This is a genomic window from Vibrio sp. SALL6 (assembly GCF_002002385.1).
In the GTDB taxonomy this organism is placed as follows: domain Bacteria; phylum Pseudomonadota; class Gammaproteobacteria; order Enterobacterales; family Vibrionaceae; genus Vibrio; species Vibrio parahaemolyticus.
Window position 1 is genome coordinate 60,480 of record NZ_MQVK01000005.1, and the last position, 21,002, is coordinate 81,481.

Here is a 21,002-nt window from a genome sequence, read left to right on the forward strand (position 1 = left end):
TTAGTTAAGCCTTCATAACGTGATGATTTACTTATCCCAATCGTTATAAGTTTACACTAATCGGCGGTTTTGTAATGTGTTCTCGTTAACGAGATGCGCTTTCGCCTTTCACATCAAACTCAATCTTGTCCGCTCCGGTAAATACTTGGAATCGCAAACCTTTCGCACGCGCAATGGTCGTAATGCCAAATTGCTTCGCTAGATCTAACCCCATTTGAGTAACGCCAGAGCGAGAAAGTAGAACAGGAATGCCCATTTGAGCTACTTTAATCACCATCTCTGATGTAAGGCGACCTGTTGTGTAGAAAATTTTATCTTCACCTGTCTCTTCTTTGAGCCACATCTCACCTGCAAGAGTATCCACTGCGTTGTGACGGCCGACATCTTCCACAAATGACAATACCTCATTGCCTTTGCAAACCGCACAGCCATGCACCGCGCCCGCTTTTTTGTAGGTGTCGTTGTAATGAGTCAACGCTTCTAGTGCGGAGTAGATTTCTGATTGCTTAAGCGGAACTTGAGGCACTTGGTAGTTCTCAAGTTGTTTCATCACGTTGCCATACATGGTGCCTTGACCACAGCCAGATGTGACGGTTTTCTTTTTCAGAGCGCCTTCTAAATGTTCGGTATTTTCTTTAGTAATCACCGCTGCGGAATGCGTTTCCCAGTCAATAATGACGGATTCAATCGCTGCTGGATCAGACAGGAAGCTTTGGTTTTTTAAATAACCCAGTACCAGCGCTTCTGGACGCGAACCTAGCGTCATGAGCGTGACCACTTCTTTCCAGTTCAGCATGACCGTAAGAGGACGTTCGCAAGCAATTTGCTTCGTGAGCTTTTCGCCGTACTCGTCGTACACATCGACTTCAATGGTTTGCAGGGGATTTTCACTGGTTTTAATAATATTTGGTTTCAGCACAGTCGTGTCCTAGTGATTAAGAGCGTTAGGTTGCTACGCATTTAGCTTGCTAAGTGGTTAGCAAAGCAAATCTCGTTCCAAAATAGCGGTTCCCATAAAAATTGCGAGGTTTTATGTCAACAATGCATTAAAACTGCGATATCGCAGTAATGACACATCAATAAATTTGAGTTTCAACTACTTTGGTACTTGAGTATAGCGCTGCGTATAGGATTGATTTGGCGCGGTTATTGCTTTGTAGCGATGAAATGGTTGAAAGCCAAGGTCAAAATGTCCTGTGAGTTTTCAGACCAACATAGAAAAACTGGGTGAGTTATGTCGGATAAGAAAGATTTCGAGAACAATTACGAGAAGACTGAAGACGCATGGCCAATTGGCGTAGAGCTTGTTGAGCATGAGATCAGTACAGGGATTTGGGTGACAACCCAATGGCAGTTGACGGGATTTGCGCTAAATCCGACTGAACAGACTCCAGATGTTTGTCTGTTGCAATTGCACAAAGACGAGCGTACAGACTACCGCTTTAACTTAAGCTCTCAGCAACCTAAACTTTTTTTAGTGATGGATAACGTCGAGTCTGGTGAAAAACCAGCGATACAGCTACTAACGGCTTCACAATCTGTCGCGGCGCAATATATGGATGGCGACAACCTTGTACTATCCAACGATATGCCGTTAGCCGTTCAGGCTTGGATGGAAGCCTTTATCGGTCGCCACGGTGAGTTGTTAGAAGTAAGACGTAAGAAACGCAAAGGAGCGGGCAGAGCAAATGGCAACTAGTTTTTTAAGCCGTTGGTCGAAACGTAAGTTAGAAGAATCTTCCCAACATGATGAAGAGATCACGCCGATAGCAGAGACGGAGCAATCCGAAGATTGTGTCACAGCGCTTTCAAACGCTGACGAAAGCTCAGACGCTTTGAACGTCAATGAGGTTAGTCAGGCTCCAGACATTACCGCGAATGTAGAGACTGAAAAGCCCGAAGAAATGTCTGTGGCGCAACTGCTGGTTTCTGAAGCTTCAGAAAGCGTTAAGAAAGCCGCGCTGCGCAAAATGTTCTTGTCCGAAGAATTTAACGTGCGTGATGGCCTAGACGATTACGATGACGATTACAGTAACTTAAAGTCACTTTCTAAAGACGTCGCAGAGACGCTGCGTGATTGGGTTAAAGAAAAAGTGGAAGAAGAACCAGACGCTGAAACGGCGCAAGGATCTGAACTTAACGCTGACGATATCGCATCTGAAGTGGTTGAAGAAGCAGAACCAAATGCCGAAAAAAGTGCCGGAATTACCCAAGATGAAAATGAACTGTATATAAATACAGTATCTGGTGAAAGTGATACTTTTGCTGAGGAATCACCGCCTAACGAGGTGAGACAAAATATACCACACAAAGAATAGGTACATTTTGACTAAACACTCAATGAACCGGCTGGGACAAAATGTCTCAATCGGTTTTTTTATCCCTACTATTTGTCGGTAAAATGTCTAACTGATTGAATTTTAATTGATATTTTATTGGCATGACATTTGCTATTTGTTGCTCAATACCAATCTGGTTGAAGTTAGTACGGACGCACTGCGTAGTATTCATCGCCTATAGATGGCGGAATAAGAATGCTCATTGATAAGTTAATCAGCAGAATCTCCGGCGCTAACTACACTAAGAGATGGAAAAGACTATCCATGTTCATAAATGGAATTGAGCAATGCTGAAACAATTATTAGAACAAGCAACTTCCAATAACGGTAAAGCGAGGCTGTACGCTTTCGAAAATACCGTAGAGTTGACCAATCTTATTCCACCAACCGTAAGCTATGAAAGCGGTGGTAATACTTTGATTGTGGGTCCAACGGCAATCATCGAAAGTGCGGCAGCGCAATTGTCGCAAATGAACAGCCTAACGCTGCTTTCTACCGATGGCGAAAAGGGAACAAATCCCGAGCTTTACTACGCTAATTCGGTTCAGGTTTCAGGGTTCTTAGGTACGTTTGAAGTTCTGATTGAAAATCATGGTTCGACCAACAATCTTGCCAAGGTCGCGATCAATAGCGATTGTTTCGATATCGTACTCGATCTTTGCCTAAACAGCTGCATGTCGGAAGAAGTACCAGTACCGGGCTACTACCCAGTTGGTCGTGGCTATCCGAAACTGGCTGAAGCGTTGGAAGAAATTCCAACCTTGATGGGGACGTTCGATAAACCGAAATTCTTCCGTTTAGATACCGATCTATGTGCACACAGCTCTCGTGGCGTAAAAGGTTGCGAACGTTGTGTGGATGCTTGTCCGGCAGGGGCACTATCGAGTGAAGGCAGCGACAAAACGGGCCATCGCATCGAGATCAACCCATACCTATGTCAAGGCGTGGGTACTTGTGCTACAGCGTGTCCGACAGAAGCTATTCATTACGCATTGCCAAACCCAGAAGATACGCAAAAGTTTATTGAACGTACGCTAGCCAACTATGAGCAAGCGGGTGGTTTAGATCCTATCGTATTGATTTGTAGTTCTCGCCACGAGAGTTACAACGTGATGGCACTAAAAGCACTGCCAGATAATGTGATTCCAATTGTGGTGGAAGAACTGCCTTCGGTTGGTATAGATACTTGGTTCGCCGCGCTTGTGAACGGTGCCACTCAGGTGCTATTTGCGGCTTCGCGTTTTATGCCTCAAACCATTATTCGTGTACTTAATAGCGAAGTAGGTATTGCTCAAGAGCTGCTCGACCAACTTGGTATCGCCAAAGAAACCATCGACATTTTGTATCTAGAGTCATTACGTGAAGGTGCTCCGACACTTTGTACCGAGTCTTTTGATTTGGCATTAGGAGACTTGCAAGGCAACAAACGTCAGCGTCTATTTACGGCGTTGGATGCGTTGTCAGCATCACGTATTCCAGTTGAGAACATTGTTGAACTGCCAGCGAACGCACCTTACGGTACGGTTTCTTGTGAAAGTAAAGATTGTACGTTGTGCATGAGCTGTGTGGCGGTGTGTCCAACACGTGCATTGCATACGGACGGCCAATCTCCGTCGCTTAAATTCGTCGAGCAAGACTGCATTCAATGTGGGCTGTGCGAGAAAGCGTGTCCAGAGAAAGTGCTGACGCTTACTCCTCGTATGAACTGGGTGAAAGAAGAACGCCAGAAAGCGGTTGTGATTCATGAAGAAAAGGCAGCCGAGTGCATTCGCTGTCACAAGCCTTTTGCTCCGCAATCGATGATCGACATGCTGCAAAACAAGCTTCGTGGCCATTCTCATTTCTCTGATGAAGCTGCCATTAATCGCATCGCCATGTGTGAGGACTGTCGTGTGATCGACATGTTTGAATCGATGGCTGCAGATCCAATGAATCAATTGAAATACTAGGAGCTCGCAGTGGATACACAACAAGAACAAACACTGAGAACGGACATTTATCTCGTTCTATCCGCGCTTTTTCGTAGTGCGCCAAGTGAGGAAATGCTGGCGTTCTTGAAATCGCTAGAAATTGAACCGTCTGAGAGCGCGATGCAAAAAGCTTGGCTCGCACTGCAAGAAGCCGCGAACGAAGCGCAGCGAGAAGCGTTAGAAGAAGAATATCAAGATCTGTTTATTGGCATTGGACGTGGTGAAGTTGTGCCATTCGGATCTTGGCATCGTACGGGCTCGATGATGGAAAAACCGTTAGCGGAAATTCGTCGCGATTTGGAACTTTTAGGCATCGAACGGGAAGAGAACGTGAAAGAGCCTGAAGACCATATTTCTGCACTGTGCGAAGTGATGGCAATGCTGACGGGTAAAGAGGAAGAACTTCAACAAGCGGTGTTTAACAAACACATCGCGCCTTGGTTCCAATCTTTTACGCGCCAACTAGAGAACGCAGAAAGCGTGAACTTCTACAAGCCAGCTGCACAGCTTTGCGATGCGTTTTTAACGTTAGAGCAAGTGCGCTTTAGCGTGAACACCAAAAGCAGTAAGAGCAAATTAAAAATTGATGTGAAAAACGTCACTGATTACGAGTAATCGAGCAGTACTTGGTCATATCGATAGAGAGGCATGAGTCTCCAAAGATCTACCGTAAGGTAAGGAAGCAATGATGAAAGATAATAAAGAAATAAACACAAGCCGTAGGGATCTCCTAAAAGGCTTCACAACCGCTGCCGTTGCTGGTGCTGTTGTTGCGGGAACCACGAAAGTGGCCGTTGCTTCAGAAACGGTTGAGCCTTCTGAAAAAGACGTGAAGAAAAAAGGGTATCGTGAAACTCAACACATTCGCGATTACTACGACACACTTTAGGAGATAACGGATGAAACTTGTCAAACGCTCCGACAGTGTGAGCAAAGAAACGAACCAGCTTGGCGTATCTCGTCGTGCATTCATGAAAAACACTTCGCTTGCCGCTGGTGGCGCAGTGGTTGGTGCTAGTCTATTCGCACCGGGAATGATGAAAAAGGCGCAAGCAAAATCAGTCGATCCAGAAGCGAAAACAGAAGTAAAACGTACTATCTGTTCTCACTGTTCAGTGGGTTGTGGTATTTACGCAGAAGTTCAAAATGGTGTTTGGACGGGTCAAGAGCCTGCATTCGACCACCCATTTAACGCCGGTGGTCACTGTGCAAAAGGCGCAGCACTGCGTGAACATGGCCACGGTGAGCGCCGTCTTAAATACCCAATGAAGCTTGAAAACGGTAAGTGGAAAAAGCTTTCTTGGGATCAAGCGATCGAAGAAATCGGTAACAAGGTGATGGATATCCGCAAAGAGTCTGGCCCTGATTCGGTTTACTTCTTGGGAAGCGCAAAGCACAGCAACGAACAAGCGTACTTGTTCCGCAAAATGGCATCACTTTGGGGCACTAACAACGTTGACCACCAAGCGCGTATTTGTCACTCAACAACCGTGGCGGGTGTAGCGAACACTTGGGGTTACGGTGCGATGACCAACTCTTTCAATGACATGCACAACTGTAAGTCGATGCTGTTCATTGGTTCAAACCCAGCTGAAGCACACCCAGTAGCGATGCAGCACATTCTGATCGCGAAAGAGAAGAACAACTGTAAGATCGTCGTAGCGGATCCTCGTCGTACACGTACGGCAGCAAAATCGGATCACTATGTCTCACTTCGTCCTGGTTCTGACGTAGCATTCATTTGGGGTGTGTTGTGGCACATCTTCGAAAACCAATGGGAAGATAAAGAGTTCATCCGTCAACGTGTATTCGGTATGGATGAAATCCGTGCTGAAGTAGCGAAGTGGACGCCAGTAGAAGTTGAGCGTGTAACAGGCGTAAGCGAAGAAGACGTTTACCAAACAGCAAAACTGCTTTCTGAAAATCGCCCGGGCTGTATTGTTTGGTGTATGGGTGGTACTCAGCATACTACTGGTAACAACAACACACGTGCTTACTGTGTGCTTGAGCTAGCGCTTGGTAACATTGGTAAATCAGGCGGCGGTGCAAACATCTTCCGTGGTCACGATAACGTACAAGGCGCGACCGACCTAGGCGTACTTTCTGACACGCTACCGGGCTACTACGGCCTTTCTGAAGGTGCTTGGCGTCACTGGTCAAAAGTGTGGGAAATCGATTACGAATGGATTAAAGGTCGTTTCGATGACAACGCTTACGGTGGTCAAAAACCAATGAACAGTGCAGGTATTCCTGTATCTCGTTGGGTGGATGGCGTACTGGAAAACAAAGACAACATTCGTCAACGCGAAAACATCCGTGCAATGTTCTACTGGGGTCACGCAGTGAACTCTCAAACACGTGGTGTTGAGATGAAAAAAGCGATGCAGAAGTTGGACATGATGGTGATTGTGGACCCATACCCAACTGTTGCTGCGGTAATGAACGACCGTACCGACGGCGTTTACCTGCTTCCTGCAACAACGCAGTTTGAAACATACGGCAGTGTTACCGCTTCTAACCGCTCTCTACAATGGCGTGATCAGGTGATTGAACCTTTGTTCGAATCAAAACCAGACCATGAAATCATGTACCTGCTTTCGAAGAAACTGGGCTATTCAGATCTTCTGTTCAAAAACATCCGTGTTGAAAACAACCAGCCGGTGATTGAAGACCTAACGCGTGAATTCAACAAAGGCATGTGGACGATTGGTTACACAGGCCAAAGCCCAGAGCGTTTGAAAGCGCACCAACAAAACTGGCATACGTTCCACAAAACCACATTGGAAGCGGAAGGTGGCCCTGTCAACGGTGAAACCTACGGTCTACCTTGGCCATGTTGGGGTACACCGGAAATGAAACACCCAGGCACACACATTCTGTACGATACGTCTAAGACGGTTGCAGAAGGTGGCGGTAACTTCCGTACGCGCTTTGGTGTGGAATTCGAAGGCAAGAGCCTTCTTGCAGAAGACAGCTACTCGAAAGGCTGTGAAATCAAAGACGGTTACCCAGAATTCACTGACAAGTTGTTGAAACAACTTGGTTGGTGGGACGATCTAACGGCTGAAGAGAAAGCGGCAGCAGAGGGTAAAAACTGGAAGACTGACCTTTCTGGCGGTATTCAGCGTGTCGCGATCAAGCACGGTTGTATCCCATTTGGTAACGCGAAAGCGCGTGCGATTGTTTGGACGTTCCCAGACCGCGTACCACTGCATCGTGAACCACTGTACACACCACGTCGTGACCTTGTAACGGATTACCCAACTTGGGACGACAAAGATGCAATCTTCCGTGTTCCTACGTTGTATAAATCAATTCAAGAGCAAGACAAGTCGGGCGAGTACCCAATCGTTCTGACTTCAGGCCGTCTGGTTGAATATGAAGGTGGTGGTGAGGAGACGCGTTCAAACCCTTGGCTTGCCGAGCTTCAACAAGAAATGTTTGTTGAAGTAAACCCGAAAGACGCGAACGATCTTGGCTTTAGAGATGGTGATGATGTTTGGGTTGAAGGTGCAGAGAAGGGACGAATCAAGGTGAAAGCGATGGTAACACGTCGTGTGAAACCTGGCTTGGCGTTCATTCCGTTCCACTTTGGCGGTAAGTTCGAAGGTGAAGACCTACGTCCTAAATACCCAGAAGGCACGCAACCTTATGTTGTTGGTGAAGCTGCCAACACGGCAACCACTTACGGTTACGACCCTGTTACTTTGATGCAGGAAACCAAAGTAACCCTATGTAACATTCGTAAAGCGTAAGGAGTCTGACAATGGCACGAATGAAATTCCTATGTGACACCAAACGCTGTATCGAGTGTAACGGCTGTGTTACTGCATGTAAGAACGAAAACGACGATGCGCTTGAATGGGGCATCCAACGTCGTCGCGTTGTGACACTTAATGACGGTGAACCGGGTGAAAACTCGATCTCTGTTGCTTGTATGCACTGTACAGATGCGCCTTGTATGGCGGTTTGTCCGGCTGACTGTTTCGAGCATACAGAAGACGGCATCGTACTTCACAATAAAGATCTGTGCATCGGCTGTGGTTACTGCTTGTTTGCTTGTCCGTTTGGCGCTCCGCAGTTCCCGAAACAAGAAGCGTTCGGTGAACGTGGCAAAATGGACAAATGTACGTTCTGCGCAGGCGGTCCAAACACTGAACCAGGTTCAGAAGAAGAACGCCAAAAATACGGTGCGAACCGTATCGCAGAAGGCAAACTACCGATGTGTGCATCGCTATGTTCAACAAAAGCACTACTTGCGGGTGACGCAGAGAAAGTCTCTGATATTTTCCGCCAACGTGTGGTAGAGCGCGGCGCGAAAAACGCAGGTTGGACAGACGGAAACGATCTTTCTTACGATGCGACGAAAAGCTAAGTAAGGAGAGGCACATGTTAAACACTCTTAAACGTGCGTCTCTAGCAATGCTGTCAATGATGACGGCATTGCTGCTGACTTTCGCAATGCCTGCTTCAGCAGAGGAGCAATCTTCTAAAGTGGTTCAACAGGAGATAACGCAACTCGCCGGGGCAGACTATTGGCGCGAAGTCAGAGAGGGGCAAGAGGGCTATACCACGTCTCAATCGCCAGAACATGGCGTATTAATCAGTAAACCTGGTGAGACTTGGTACATTCTAAAAGAGAAATGGATGTCTCCTGCTGGTGCTGTCGCGATTTTCGGCAGTATCGCGATGGTTATCATGGCTTACATATTTGTTGGCCCTTTGATGCTAAGTAAGCCTCGTACAGGCAAAAAGATGAAGCGCTGGTCTCGCTTGGATCGCGCTCTCCACTGGAGTATGGCGTTTACATTCTTAACGCTTGCATTTAGTGGTTTGATGCTGGTTTACGGTAAGCACTTTTTAAAACCTTATGTTCCTACCGAGTTTTGGGGCTTTATCGTCATGTTGGCGAAGCAATACCACAACTACATGGGACCACTGTTCTTCATTTTACTGATGTTTGTACTCTTGAAATGGTGGCGCAAGTCGATTCCAAACATGACAGATATTCGTTGGTTCATGAAAATGGGCGGCATGGTTGGTAAGCACAAAGGCACGCATCCATCGGCAGGGTTCTCAAACGGTGGTGAGAAAGCCATCTACTGGTTGTTGATTTTCTTTGGCGCTATTGTCGCTGTAAGTGGTTTAGTTTTGGATTTCCCAATCTTTGGGCAAACTCGCCGAGATATGGAACTTTCTAACCTAGTTCATGCCATTTCAGCCCTGATTCTGATCTGTGGCTTTATTTTCCACATCTATATCGGTCTATTCGGTATGGAAGGTGCGTTAGAAGGCATGGTGACTGGTGAAGTCGATGAAACATGGGCGAAAGAGCATCACGACCTTTGGTATGAAGAAGTGAAGTCTAAAGAAGCGATGGGCGAAACAGAATCAAAACCAACGACAGAGAAAGGAGCGAAAGCGAATGAACAAACATCATAACGGGATTTGGATTGCGTATATCCTGAGTTGTTTTACCCCGTTTACGTTTTTGATCTCAGGCGTTATCGCAATTATCTATGCGGGTTACCGTTTGGATAAGGGGGAGGACAGCGACGTAGTGATTTCTCATTACTACGGTCTGATTCGTACTTTCTTTCTCTACCTGACGTTTTTTGTGGTGCTGATTGTCACTGTAGCGACCTCTAACGGTGTGCTAGTCGGGGTGAGTGACTATTGGGTGAAAAGTACGTTGATCGAAGACATCGCTTACTTCATCCCTTGGGTCGGAATGGTATTCGCTGCGTTAGCTATTCTTGTCTGGTTCATCCGTATGTTCCAAGGCATGCAGCAACTGCGTAACAATCAACCTCATACTCCCTCTACAGGTCCAAACCTATAATTGAACCTTAACAACATCAAAAGCCGCCTTATTTAGGGCGGCTTTTTTATTGCTTCGATTATGTAATGGAAAGCCAGAAGCTTGTCGTGACACGCTGGACATGAGCATAACGTTCTATAGTTTGAGTCAACTTCTCTTGTGTGAGACACGGTATCTCAGTCACGCGACTATTGTGAATTTTCTTGGTGAATTTTGTTATCTGGGGAGCGAATCAAATTAACAAAAGAAATTGCTCTCTAAAAGGCAAATCGCTGAGACCTCAGTCTCACTCACACTATTGTTCATTTACTCAAGGCATTTTTAGCCGCTAGAGTACGCGACGCTCAGCAATTCTTTTTTAAAGAGCATCAAATTCGCCTTAGTGCATTCAAGTCAAGGAATAGTCGAATTCTGAAAAGGAATCCGGCTTTCACGCGTTTGCTTTGTATTCTCAGTACCTGCTAGATGAAAACAAAGCAAACTTGTGAAGTCAGTGGTAGGCAATAGGAAAGGACACACTCGTTACAACTATGATTCCTCAATTTGTTATCCCTCTCACCAACTGCCTTGGTCAAAGCTTTCATTTTTCCAGTCAGCCAGTCCCAAAAGGTGAACACAAAAAGTTTGACTCAGAACAGAGTGCGAAGGCGTTTCTAGATGACTTCGTACCGCTTAGCTCAAGCCGTATTGAAGAGTTGTATCATCTACTTGGTCAGTTTCCCCCAAACGTACCGGATGAAGAACTGACACCAGAGCTTTATGCGCCTGTATTTGCAAAAGCACTTGTGAATGGTTCTCTTTATGTCGCTAGTTTCCCTAAAATAAAGAAAAACGCGACAATATCCAGTGAACCAACACCGGTACCTAAGCAAGTAAAAGCAAAGTCTAAGCAGAACAAAGCACATACATCTTCTAAAACCCAAGCTAAGAATTCAGCCTCTGCAAAGCCTTTACAGACGGGCAGCGAATGTCATGAAAAAGCGGGAGATCCGGTTTCTCTAGTAACGGGCGAAGAAATATTAACACTCAATGATGTAGAGCTTCCCAATGGCTTCGTTTGGTCAAGAACGTATCGCTCATCCAAAGCTTCCCGAAATCAAGGTCTTGGTTACGGTTGGCGACATGCTTTTCAATTTGAACTGAAAGAAGTCACAGATGAAAAGCACAACGTCACCTCATGGGAATTTGTAAGTGATTCTGCTGACGAGATTGAATTTGAACCAGTTGAGCATGGTTCAACAAGTTATCAAGTCTATGTCGGAGCAAGCTGTCATTTCCTAAACCCAAATACACGAATTGTCACTCTCTCTAGTGGTGATCAATATCGTTTTGAGTTGGTAGAAGACATTTGGCTATTAAAACAAATCCGCAATGGAATCTTTTCGACGTTCCAACTTCGTTATTCAAGAAACCACCGCCTAGTTGAAGTTGCACATAACAAGCGACCAGTTCTTGAGTGTCAATATGATAAACAAGGGCGCCTTGTTGAATTGCTGAACGCAAAGACAGAACAAGTATTAACAACATATATCTATGACGAGCAAGACGATCTTGTTGGTGCGACGAATGATTTGGGTTTGACTGAGCGATATGAGTATCAAGACCAACATTTGATAGCCAAACGTGTTCGACCAACAGGGTTTACGCATCACTTTGAATGGTCAGGAGAAGGCTCGAGTGCTAAGTGCATTAGAAACTTTGGTGACTCAGGTATTTATGATTATCGATTCCATTATGAGGGTGCAAAGTCCTCTTATTCTGACTCTTTAGATAATGAGTGGACTTTCATTCATGATGAGCAAGGTCATCTGCTTGAAAAATCGAGCCCGACAGGAAGAACGTGGCAATGGCACTATGATCATTTAGGGCGTAAAGAGAAAGCGGTATTCCCAGATAACTCGACAACACAGTACCAGTACAATCAGCAAGGCCAATTAATTTCCAAACTGCACTCTTCCGGTGCTCAAATTCAATATGGTTATGACAGCTTAGGTAAGCTTGTAAAAACGGTATCTCCTGATGGTGATCTTGAAAAGGCCTATTACAACAGTCTTGGCCAACGAGTGTGGGATATCGATGCTCTAGGCTGCGTAACGGAGTATGAATACGATAAACATGGTCAAGTCGTAAAGAGAGAGTCTGAAGATGGTAAGAAGAGCCGTTGGTGGTGGGATAAACAACAAAGATTAGTCGCTCATGAAGTAGATGGCACTTTACTTCGCTACAGTTATGGCGCTACCGATTTAGTTAATGGGATTGCGTATCCCGATGGATGTGTTGCCCAGATTTCCTATGATGATTACGGACGCCGCACATCGATAAGATATTTCAACGACGAAGACCAAGTCGGTTACAGTGAAGAGTACGCTTATGACGAGTTTAGTCGTGTTGCACAGATACAGACACCAGAAGGTGTCACGTCTTATCAATGGGGAGCTTTGGCTCAACAAGAAGCGGTAATCTTCCCTGATGGCAGCCATATTTCCTACGAGTACGATCAACAACGTAACCTAACGAAATTAGTTCGAAGTGATGGTCTAGCGTTTGAGTTTTTGTACGACAGCGAAGGTTTACTATCAGGTACCGTTGGATTTGATGGGCTACACAGCCAATTCAAATACGACTCTATGGGAAGAATCATCCGAAAAGATGTCGCAGATAGGACCGTTTTATACCGCTATGACGATGCGGGCTTTCTTCAGCATATTAAAGCGGGAAATGGAAAAAATATTGTTGAGAATCACTTTAACTATACGTTAGGTGGAAGATTGACTTTAGCCTCTAATCGTCATCAAACTCTACAGTATCAATATTCCTCATTTGGACATTTAACTAAGCGTATTCAAGGTCAATTTGAAATCGGTGAAGAGTTTAACCGAGTCGGGCAGCGTATTTCGCAAACCTTACCTGACAAGACGTCACTTAACTTTTCATACGACACCAATGGTAGGCTTTCCGAAATCCGGTTTAGCGATGACTCATTACCGAAAATTGAGTTCCAATATGATGTTATGGGGAGGCTTTCTGTCACTGAAACTGCGAGTTTCAAAGAGAGCAAGCTTTATGACGGTGTCGGTCGATTAGTCGAGCAGCAATGGTCAGGTAGAGAAAAAAAATACATATACAATGCACAGAACCGAATCTCTTCAATTTTAGATAATACTGTAGGGGCAACTCACTATCAGTACGATACCCTCGGGCACGTTACAAAGGTTAGTGAAGCCGGTTCGACTTCAACATTTGAATCAGATAGCTTTGGAAATCCCGCTTTGGCTGATTCTAAGGTAATGAGTGACCGCATTGAAGCTTATGCAGGTGTTCGTTACAAATACGACCAACAAGGTAATCAAGTTAAACGAGAAGGCGATGGCGCGGTTCAAAAACGTGTGTTTGACGCATTAAATCAACTGGTAGAAGTACATGGTGATTCGAGTATTAGTCACTATGAATATGATGCATTAGGCCGTAGAACAAAGAAAATTACTCAACATGGTATCACGGAGTTTCTTTGGGAAGGTGAGCGTTTACTCGGAGAACGCACTGCCGATGGCTTTCGTTGGTACTTATATCAACCAGAAACCTACATCCCATTGGCTGTGTTAGAAAATGGCTCAATTTATTTGTATGAATGTGATCAGGTTGGTAAACCGGAGCGACTAAAAGACAGTGCCGGAAATATCGTTTGGAGTGCAAGTTATGATGTCCATGGATTTGCTTCTATAGACGTTGAAGAGGTGAGAAATCCACTTCGCTTTCAGGGACAGTATTTCGACCAAGAAACCAACTTACATTACAACCTCGCTCGGTATTACGACCCTAAGCTAGGACGTTTTATCCAACAAGACCCGATATCTATTGCTGGTGGCATTAACCATTACCAATATGCAATCAATCCTATCCAGTGGATTGACCCAACAGGTTTCCTTTGTGAAGAAGGGCTAAAACGCTTACAGCAAATGCTGGCTGATTATCAGGCGCAAAACAACGTTCCCCAAGAGGTTTGCGATCAGATTTTAGAGGCGGCAAAAGAGTCATCCGTCGGAGAAGATGGCGTTCGCTCGCAAGTCAAAATCCGCAAACCCAAAGGTAAAAATCATATTCGATATGAATACGATTTAGACCATATTGATTGCGAGAAAAACGAGATTACTTTTTATCGTTATATAAATCATTCAGATGGCAGCAGACACGAAGTGCAGTATGTTGTTGGGATTGAGGAGTTTGTCAATGCGCATGTTTTTGACTCAGAGAAAGTTGGCGGGGAAGAAGGTTGCACGATCTTCACTGAAGATCTTGTGCTGAACAAAGCTAAGTATAAAGAAAACTCTGAACTCAATACGAGTGGTTATGAGCTAACAGAAAGAAACAAAGCAAAAATTGATGAATGTTTGAAAGAGCGTCAAGAGGCTATGGAGGCTCGAACTGACGAAGAAGGATATAACGCGCAAATCGCCAAGATTAATCAGCAATCTGCAAAAATCGGTGAGTTGGCTGCGGATGACTTTGTTCGAAGTAAACGTCCTAATGCTAAGTTGCTTCATCCTAAAGATATTGGAACCTCAATCTCGAAGCCGGGCGACTTTGACATGGTTTATGAGGTGGAGGAGCCACCACCAGGTGAAATTATCATTGTTGAGGCCAAAGGGGGGAGCAGCCCGCTGGGTAGCCGTAAGCTCGGAAATATGGCATATCAGCAAGGGACAACTGAATATGCAACTGCAATTACTGATTTAATGGCTCAAAAGGACAAAGATACAACCGAATGGAAAGCGGCCAGAAGTATAAATAAAGCATTGAGAAAAAAAATTCCTGTTAGATATATTCACACCACTGCAGCTATTTCTGATGCTGGAGAGGTTTCTTCAGTTAATGTAAAAGAATTTAACGTAGAGTTAGGATTTGATTAGATGTCTGATAATAAAAAGAAAGTTAGCATAGAGAGAAAGGCGGAACCTCAATTGACACCAAATGATGTCGCTGAATACCAAATGTATATCAATGAAGATTTAGATGAGCGCAAAGAGCTAATAGCAATCCGTAGAGAGAACTTAGTCGCTCTTAGCGACGACGTTTCAGAACAAGTGAGGTGGTATACTTGCTTTCCATCTTCAATAGAAACTGAACAAATCGGAACACTATGCCTTTATGAGGCGTCATTGATGCGTGCTTTTTACCATCAACTTGCCATTAAACCAAGCGAACCTCAAAGCGTTAAATTACCTGATTATCCAGAAGTGACATGGAAAGGCGAAGGTATTTTGAAAACTGGATGTTTACACCCTAATCGATGGTTGGATGCTTATTTTACTTCGGTGATTGTGCGTGATAAACCTAGTATGGACATATTGGCGAACTTTCCGATTTCTTTGATGAGACAGAGCTCTACCAAAGCGGGTGAGCTGTCTTATATGCTAGTAGACGTCATTCAGTCGTTCCACAACCGCACATCGGACTATCCTGATAAACTGGTTGCAGCAATGGACGCAGCGGTAGCTCAAGGAGATAACTGGGCGTTGGAAATTGCGATGGGGATCCTAGAAACCTTCGCTGCGCTAACTACTAACATTGGCTATGACTTTGAGGAAGTGCTAGTCAAAAATCTACAGTTCCAAGAGAAATATCATCTTCGAGAATTAGGACCCGACAGGATAGGCATCCGCACGTTCATTAATTTCCCTCTGCTTGGCATGGCTTGTATGTGGTACGACAAAGGTCATCGTTTATCTATTGAAACCGGTTGGCTTCCTCCATATCTCGTTGAAGGACGTTGGCTAGAAGATGTAAAAGCAGGCAAGATCACACGATAAATTATCATTTAGTTAGAAATTTAATGTATGAGCCATCTCTATATGAGGTGGCTTTTTTGCGTTTATGGTCAGAGTTTACTAATTAAACGCGTACATGTTGTGCGCATTATATTGGTGCATAAACCCTACATTGGTGCATTTAAATAGATAAAATCAATACAAATAAAAGTTTTTGATTTCATTTAAGGCTTTACAAAACAATGAATTAAACCCTAATTGTTAGAAGAGTAAATTATGGAACGGTAATTGCTGTATTAGACGCTTTGTAAATTTCATTCACCAAATTGGTGATGAATTTAACTTTGATGCACAGGATGAGTGCGCTACAAATAACGGAGATAAACATAATGAGTGTAACTGCTGATCAGGTACATGGCGTTGTACAAACTCTCACACAAAGTTCCGATACACTTTTTCTATTATTGGGTGCCATCATGGTTTTTTTGATGCATGCTGGTTTTGCTTTTCTTGAAGTGGGAACCGTGCGCCAAAAGAACCAAGTAAACGCACTCGTTAAAATTATTGCCGATTTTGGTATTTCTGCGATTGCTTACTTTTTTATTGGTTATTGGGTTGCTTATGGCGGCACGTTCTTTTCTGATGCTCAAACCTTATCTCAAGATAATGGCTACGAGTTGGTTAAGTTCTTTTTTTTACTGACCTTCGCTGCGGCGATTCCTGCTATTGTTTCTGGTGGTATCGCGGAGCGAGCTCGTTTTTATCCGATTCTAATCGCAACATTTTTCACTGTCGGCATAGTATATCCGCTATTTGAAGGAATCATCTGGAATGGAAACTTTGGTGTTCAAGCTTGGTTTGAAAGTACCTTTGGTTATGGTTTTCACGATTTTGCAGGTTCGGTCGTTGTGCACGGCGTTGGTGGATGGATTGCGCTGGTGGCCGTTACTTTTTTAGGGATGCGTAGAGGTCGTATCCGCGCAGGAAAGCATACGAACTTCGCTCCATCTAATATCCCATTTTTGGCACTTGGGGCTTGGATTCTCTGTGTTGGTTGGTTTGGTTTCAACGTTATGTCCGCTCAAACTCTTTCTGGAATCAGTGGCTTAGTGGCGATGAACTCGTTGATGGCAATGGTTGGAGGTATCGTAGCTTCATTACTTGCGGGTAAAAATGACCCTGGCTTTATTCACAATGGCCCTTTGGCCGGTTTGGTTGCGGTTTGCGCGGGGTCAGATTTAATGCATCCGCTTGGTGCATTAGTGACAGGTGCTGTTGCCGGGGTTTTGTTTGTGTATCTGTTTACATACCTGCAAAACCGGACCAAAATCGATGACGTACTGGGTGTGTGGCCTTTGCATGGAGTATGTGGTGCTTGGGGCGGGATCGCTGCAGGAGTTTTTGGTCAAAGTGGATTTGGTGGAATGGGCGGTGTTAGCTTCGCGGTTCAAGTTTTAGGGACATTTCTTGGCATTTCCATTGCGGTTTTAGGTGCTCTTGTAGTCTATGGCGCAATTAACGCTCTAACAGGTTTAAGGCTTTCAGAAGAAGACGAGTTTAATGGTGCGGATTTAGCGATTCATAAAATATCATCTACTAACGAAGACTAATTTAATCGAAAAAAGAGCGGCATCAAACCGCTCTTTTTTAAACTATTTGCTTCAAACCGATATACAAGCCGTTTTAACAGTTGCCTTTTTTAGCTTGACCAGGAGGGCAAAAGCCACCATTGCCGTGCGGCCCATGATTGTCATCATTTGTGCTGACTTTTACTTTTACGTCGTCAATTTCACCTTCCACATTTGTCAGCTGACAGCCTGCTAAAGTCGTAAGTAATATAAGCGCCAGAGATACTTGTCTCATTGCGATTCCTCTCAAAATGTAATTCTAATAGTGACCATTACGACCATGGTCTAATCCATACTACTACAGTTGCTATTCTTTCAGTGTTAAGCTAATGAAAAAGAACAACAAGGATAAGTTATGAATTTCCCTTATAGAAATATTGTAGTACTTACTGGAGCAGGTATCTCGGCTGAATCTGGTATTCAAACATTTCGAGCCCAAGATGGCCTGTGGGAGAATCACCGAATTGAAGATGTAGCAACACCTGAAGGTTTTGCTCGTGATCCAGACCTTGTTCAGAGTTTTTATAATCAACGCCGTCAAAAGCTTCAAGATGAAGCGATCATACCGAATGCTGCGCATCTTGCTCTTGGCCGTCTTGAAGCGGAATTAAAGGGAAAGGTGACGGTTATTACGCAGAATATTGATAACTTGCATGAAAGAGGTGGCAGCCAAAATGTGATTCACATGCATGGTGAGTTACTTAAGGCGCGATGTAGTGAATCTAACCAAGTTATTGAACATACCGAAGATATAAAAACTGGTGAGCTTTGCCATTGTTGTCAGATCCCATCACAAATGCGCCCACATATTGTGTGGTTTGGTGAAATGCCACTGAGAATGGGAGAGATATACGCAGCACTGGAAGAAGCTGATTTGTTTGTCTCTATCGGCACTTCGGGCGTCGTCTATCCGGCCGCTGGCTTTGTGCATGATGCTAAAATGCATGGCGCTCATACTATAGAAATTAACCTTGAGCCAAGTGCGGTTGAAAGTGAATTTGAAGAAAAACGCTATGGTAAAGCAAGCGTTGAAGTACCGAAGCTTGTTGATGAAATCCTTGCTTTGGACACGAAAGCATAAACTAACTATTAGATAAAAAAAAGCGGCTCATGAGCCGCTTTTTCACATCTTTAAAACTAACGATTTAGTTGTTTACTTTTAGCTTTTGGAAGTACTCATCGTACATTACGCTCGCTTCGCCAACTTCATCTTGCCATGTTCCGCTGTCCATTACTTCTTGCGGAGGGAAGATGCTTGGGTCGTTAGCAAACTCTTTTGGTAGCAGTTCATGTGCCGTCTTAACTGGAGTAGGGTAACCAATCTCTAGTGCAATCTTAGCGGCGTTCTCAGGGCGTAGTAGGAAGTCGATCATCTTATGAGCAGCGTCTACGTTTTTCGCGCCAGCTGGAATTGCTAAGCTGTCCATCCAGAAAATGGTGCCTTTTTCAGGCCAGATGATGTCGATATTCGCACCTTCTTGACGAGCCATGTAAGCAGAGCCGTTCCAAAGCATACCAAGAGATACTTCACCTGCAAGGTAAGGGTTTGCAGGGAAATCAGAGTTGAATACCAACACGTTTGGCATTAGCTTTTTCAGCTCTTCATAAGCTGCTTTGATTTCATCTGGGTTCGTTGTATTTGGCGAGTAACCAAGCTTTGTTAATGCAATGTGGAAGACTTCACGAGAGTCATCCATCAGCATTAGTTGGCCTTCCCACTTGCTATCCCAGAAATCGTCCCATTTAGAAACAGACGATTTATCTAGCATATCTGCGTTGATACCAATGCCCGTCGCACCCCAAATGTAAGGGATAGAGTAGTTGTTATTTGGATCAAATGGTTTATCTAGGAAGTTGGTGTCAAGATCGCTAAAGTGAGAAAGTTTCTTTTTGTCGATCTCTTGCAGCATACCTTCTTTACGCATTTTAGAAACGAAGTAGGTAGACGGTACTACCAAATCGTAACCAGAACCTTGCGTTTTTAGCTTCGCGTACATACTTTCGTTAGATTCGTATGTAGAGTAGATAACTTTGATGCCAGTTTCTTTTGTAAAGTCTTCAAGAACTTCGTTTGGAATGTATTCCGACCAGTTGTAGAAATACAGTTCTTGATCAGCCGCCATTGCAGGGGTAGCGATTAGCGTCGCTGCACATAGAGCGCTTGCGTAGAATTTACTTTTCATTTGTTTTCCGTTTTGTTTAGCGATTGGACAAATCAATACTAGTCGCAGTTATTAAGTTGAGCCAAATCGCAATAAGCACAATCCTGTTTATTTAAATCAATTTATACCGAGCCTTTTTAGGGAAACGATAATTCTGTGAAACTGAGCTAAATAAACCTAGCAACGCATAATTATATCAGTCAATTACAAAAATAGGCAGCGTATCGCTGCCTATTTTCAGTTAGTCGATGCCTTAGTAGGCAAGATCAGATTATTGACCCGCTTTCAGCTTCAAGAAGTAGTCTTCATATTTCACTGTCATATCACCAACCGAGTCTTGCCATTCAACACGGTCAAGATCTTCTTGAGAAGGGAACAGCGGTGCTACGTCTTTAAACTTCGAGTTTGATTCTGTAACGGCGGTTAGGTAGCCAGTGTCACGAGAAATTTGCTCTGCGATTTCAGGGCGTAGTAGGAAGTCGATCATTTTGTGCGCTGCTTCTACGTTTTTCGCGCCAGAAGAGATTGCGAAGTTATCAACCCAGCCAATACCGCCTTCTTTAGGGAAGACTAGCTTAAGGTTTAGACCTTCGTTTTGCGCCGCAGCCGCACTGCCGTTCCAAAGCATACCAACGCCAACTTCGCCAGACATGTATGGTGCACCCGGGTTATCAGAGTTAAATACTAGAACGTTTGGCATCAGCTTTTGCAATTCAGCGTATGCTTCGTCGATTTGCTTTGGATCTGTAGAGTTACCTGAGTAACCCAATTTACGTAGGGCAATGTGGAATACTTCACGAGTATCGTCCATTAGCATTACTTGACCTTCAAGCTCAGGCTTCCATAGGTCTGCCCAGCTTTGGAAGTCGTTTGGATCGTACATGTCAGCGTTAACTGCTAGACCTGTAATCGCAACAACGTGTGGAATAGAGTAGTCGTTATTTGGATCGTAAGGCTTATCTAGGTAGTTCTTATCTAGGTTGCCGAAGTTTTTCAGCTTAGTCTTATCGATCTTTTGTAGCATACCTTCATCGCGCATTTTTGCTACGAAGTAAGTTGAAGGTACGACTAGGTCATAACCTTGGTTATGAGTTTTTAGCTTTGCGTACAAAGTTTCGTTCGACTCGTAAGTCGAGTAGATCACTTTGATACCTGTTTCTTTAGTAAATTGCTCTAGGATATTACTGTTGATGTAAGGACCCCAGTTCATAAATACCAATTCTTTATCGTCCGCTGCCGCTGAACCTGAGAACAGAGAAAGCGCACATGCACTACCAGCTAATAGAGTAGCCCATTTTTTCATTGACGTTAGCTCCA

At 44.3% G+C, this 21,002-nt stretch carries 17 protein-coding genes; 13 read left to right on the top strand and 4 right to left on the bottom strand.

The window, feature by feature from the left end; genetic code table 11:
• Positions 1-85: 85 nt before the first annotated feature.
• Positions 86-919: a formate dehydrogenase accessory sulfurtransferase FdhD gene (locus BIW15_RS01460; RefSeq protein WP_005396179.1), complete on the bottom strand. Its 834-nt coding sequence runs from the start codon at positions 917-919 to the stop codon at positions 86-88.
• 315 nt (positions 920-1,234) lie between these two features.
• Between BIW15_RS01460 and BIW15_RS01465 the strand changes: the two genes are divergently transcribed.
• The 12 genes from BIW15_RS01465 (at position 1,235) to BIW15_RS01520 (ending at position 17,505) form a co-directional block, all read left to right on the top strand.
• Positions 1,235-1,699 (top strand): DUF3305 domain-containing protein, encoded by a 465-nt coding sequence (locus BIW15_RS01465; RefSeq protein ID WP_077280448.1) that lies wholly within the window; start codon positions 1,235-1,237, stop codon positions 1,697-1,699.
• Positions 1,689-2,318: a DUF3306 domain-containing protein gene (locus BIW15_RS01470; RefSeq protein WP_025515722.1), complete on the top strand. Its 630-nt coding sequence runs from the start codon at positions 1,689-1,691 to the stop codon at positions 2,316-2,318. The genes BIW15_RS01465 and BIW15_RS01470 overlap by 11 nt, the downstream gene beginning before the upstream one ends.
• Positions 2,319-2,626: 308 nt before the next feature.
• On the top strand, positions 2,627-4,288 hold the full coding sequence (locus BIW15_RS01475) for a 4Fe-4S dicluster domain-containing protein (protein ID WP_005396174.1): 1,662 nt from the start codon (positions 2,627-2,629) through the stop codon (positions 4,286-4,288).
• A gap of 9 nt (positions 4,289-4,297) precedes the next feature.
• The gene (locus BIW15_RS01480; RefSeq protein ID WP_077280449.1) at positions 4,298-4,924 is read left to right on the top strand and encodes a molecular chaperone; all 627 of its coding nucleotides are present in this window, start codon (positions 4,298-4,300) and stop codon (positions 4,922-4,924) included.
• Between the two features lie 73 nt (positions 4,925-4,997).
• Positions 4,998-5,198, top strand: coding sequence for a twin-arginine translocation signal domain-containing protein (locus BIW15_RS01485; RefSeq protein ID WP_005396171.1), 201 nt, complete (start codon positions 4,998-5,000; stop codon positions 5,196-5,198).
• Between the two features lie 10 nt (positions 5,199-5,208).
• On the top strand, positions 5,209-8,064 hold the full coding sequence (locus BIW15_RS01490) for a formate dehydrogenase subunit alpha (protein ID WP_077280450.1): 2,856 nt from the start codon (positions 5,209-5,211) through the stop codon (positions 8,062-8,064).
• Positions 8,065-8,075: 11 nt separating this feature from the next.
• Positions 8,076-8,684 carry a formate dehydrogenase FDH3 subunit beta gene (gene fdh3B / locus BIW15_RS01495; protein WP_005453840.1) on the top strand — a complete coding sequence of 203 codons (609 nt, stop codon included), beginning with the start codon at positions 8,076-8,078 and terminating at the stop codon, positions 8,682-8,684.
• A 14-nt stretch (positions 8,685-8,698) separates the two neighbouring features.
• On the top strand, positions 8,699-9,751 hold the full coding sequence (locus BIW15_RS01500) for a formate dehydrogenase subunit gamma (protein WP_077280451.1): 1,053 nt from the start codon (positions 8,699-8,701) through the stop codon (positions 9,749-9,751).
• The gene (locus tag BIW15_RS01505; RefSeq protein ID WP_005479430.1) at positions 9,735-10,151 is read left to right on the top strand and encodes a membrane protein; all 417 of its coding nucleotides are present in this window, start codon (positions 9,735-9,737) and stop codon (positions 10,149-10,151) included. The genes BIW15_RS01500 and BIW15_RS01505 overlap by 17 nt, the downstream gene beginning before the upstream one ends.
• A 509-nt stretch (positions 10,152-10,660) precedes the next feature.
• Positions 10,661-15,037, top strand: coding sequence for an RHS repeat-associated core domain-containing protein (locus tag BIW15_RS01510; RefSeq protein WP_077280452.1), 4,377 nt, complete (start codon positions 10,661-10,663; stop codon positions 15,035-15,037).
• On the top strand, positions 15,038-15,937 hold the full coding sequence (locus tag BIW15_RS01515; protein WP_020903759.1) for an immunity 49 family protein: 900 nt from the start codon (positions 15,038-15,040) through the stop codon (positions 15,935-15,937). It abuts the gene before it with no gap.
• Positions 15,938-16,284: 347 nt separating this feature from the next.
• Positions 16,285-17,505 carry an ammonium transporter gene (locus BIW15_RS01520; protein ID WP_005495037.1) on the top strand — a complete coding sequence of 407 codons (1,221 nt, stop codon included), beginning with the start codon at positions 16,285-16,287 and terminating at the stop codon, positions 17,503-17,505.
• Between the two features lie 73 nt (positions 17,506-17,578).
• Here the strand turns inward: BIW15_RS01520 and BIW15_RS01525 are convergent, their stop codons facing one another.
• Positions 17,579-17,758: a hypothetical protein gene (locus BIW15_RS01525; RefSeq protein ID WP_005479442.1), complete on the bottom strand. Its 180-nt coding sequence runs from the start codon at positions 17,756-17,758 to the stop codon at positions 17,579-17,581.
• Positions 17,759-17,878: 120 nt separating this feature from the next.
• On the opposite strand from BIW15_RS01525, the gene cobB reads away from it, so the two are divergent.
• Positions 17,879-18,604, top strand: coding sequence for a Sir2 family NAD+-dependent deacetylase (cobB, locus tag BIW15_RS01530; protein ID WP_025515731.1), 726 nt, complete (start codon positions 17,879-17,881; stop codon positions 18,602-18,604).
• 64 nt (positions 18,605-18,668) lie between these two features.
• Here cobB and BIW15_RS01535 read toward each other — a convergent pair whose 3' ends face one another.
• A complete protein-coding gene (locus BIW15_RS01535; RefSeq protein WP_005453907.1) occupies positions 18,669-19,706 on the bottom strand; it encodes an extracellular solute-binding protein in 1,038 nt (345 codons plus the stop codon).
• A 250-nt stretch (positions 19,707-19,956) separates the two neighbouring features.
• Positions 19,957-20,988, bottom strand: a complete 1,032-nt coding sequence (locus BIW15_RS01540; protein WP_017448550.1) for an extracellular solute-binding protein — start codon at positions 20,986-20,988, stop codon at positions 19,957-19,959.
• Between the last annotated feature and the right edge of the window lie 14 nt (positions 20,989-21,002).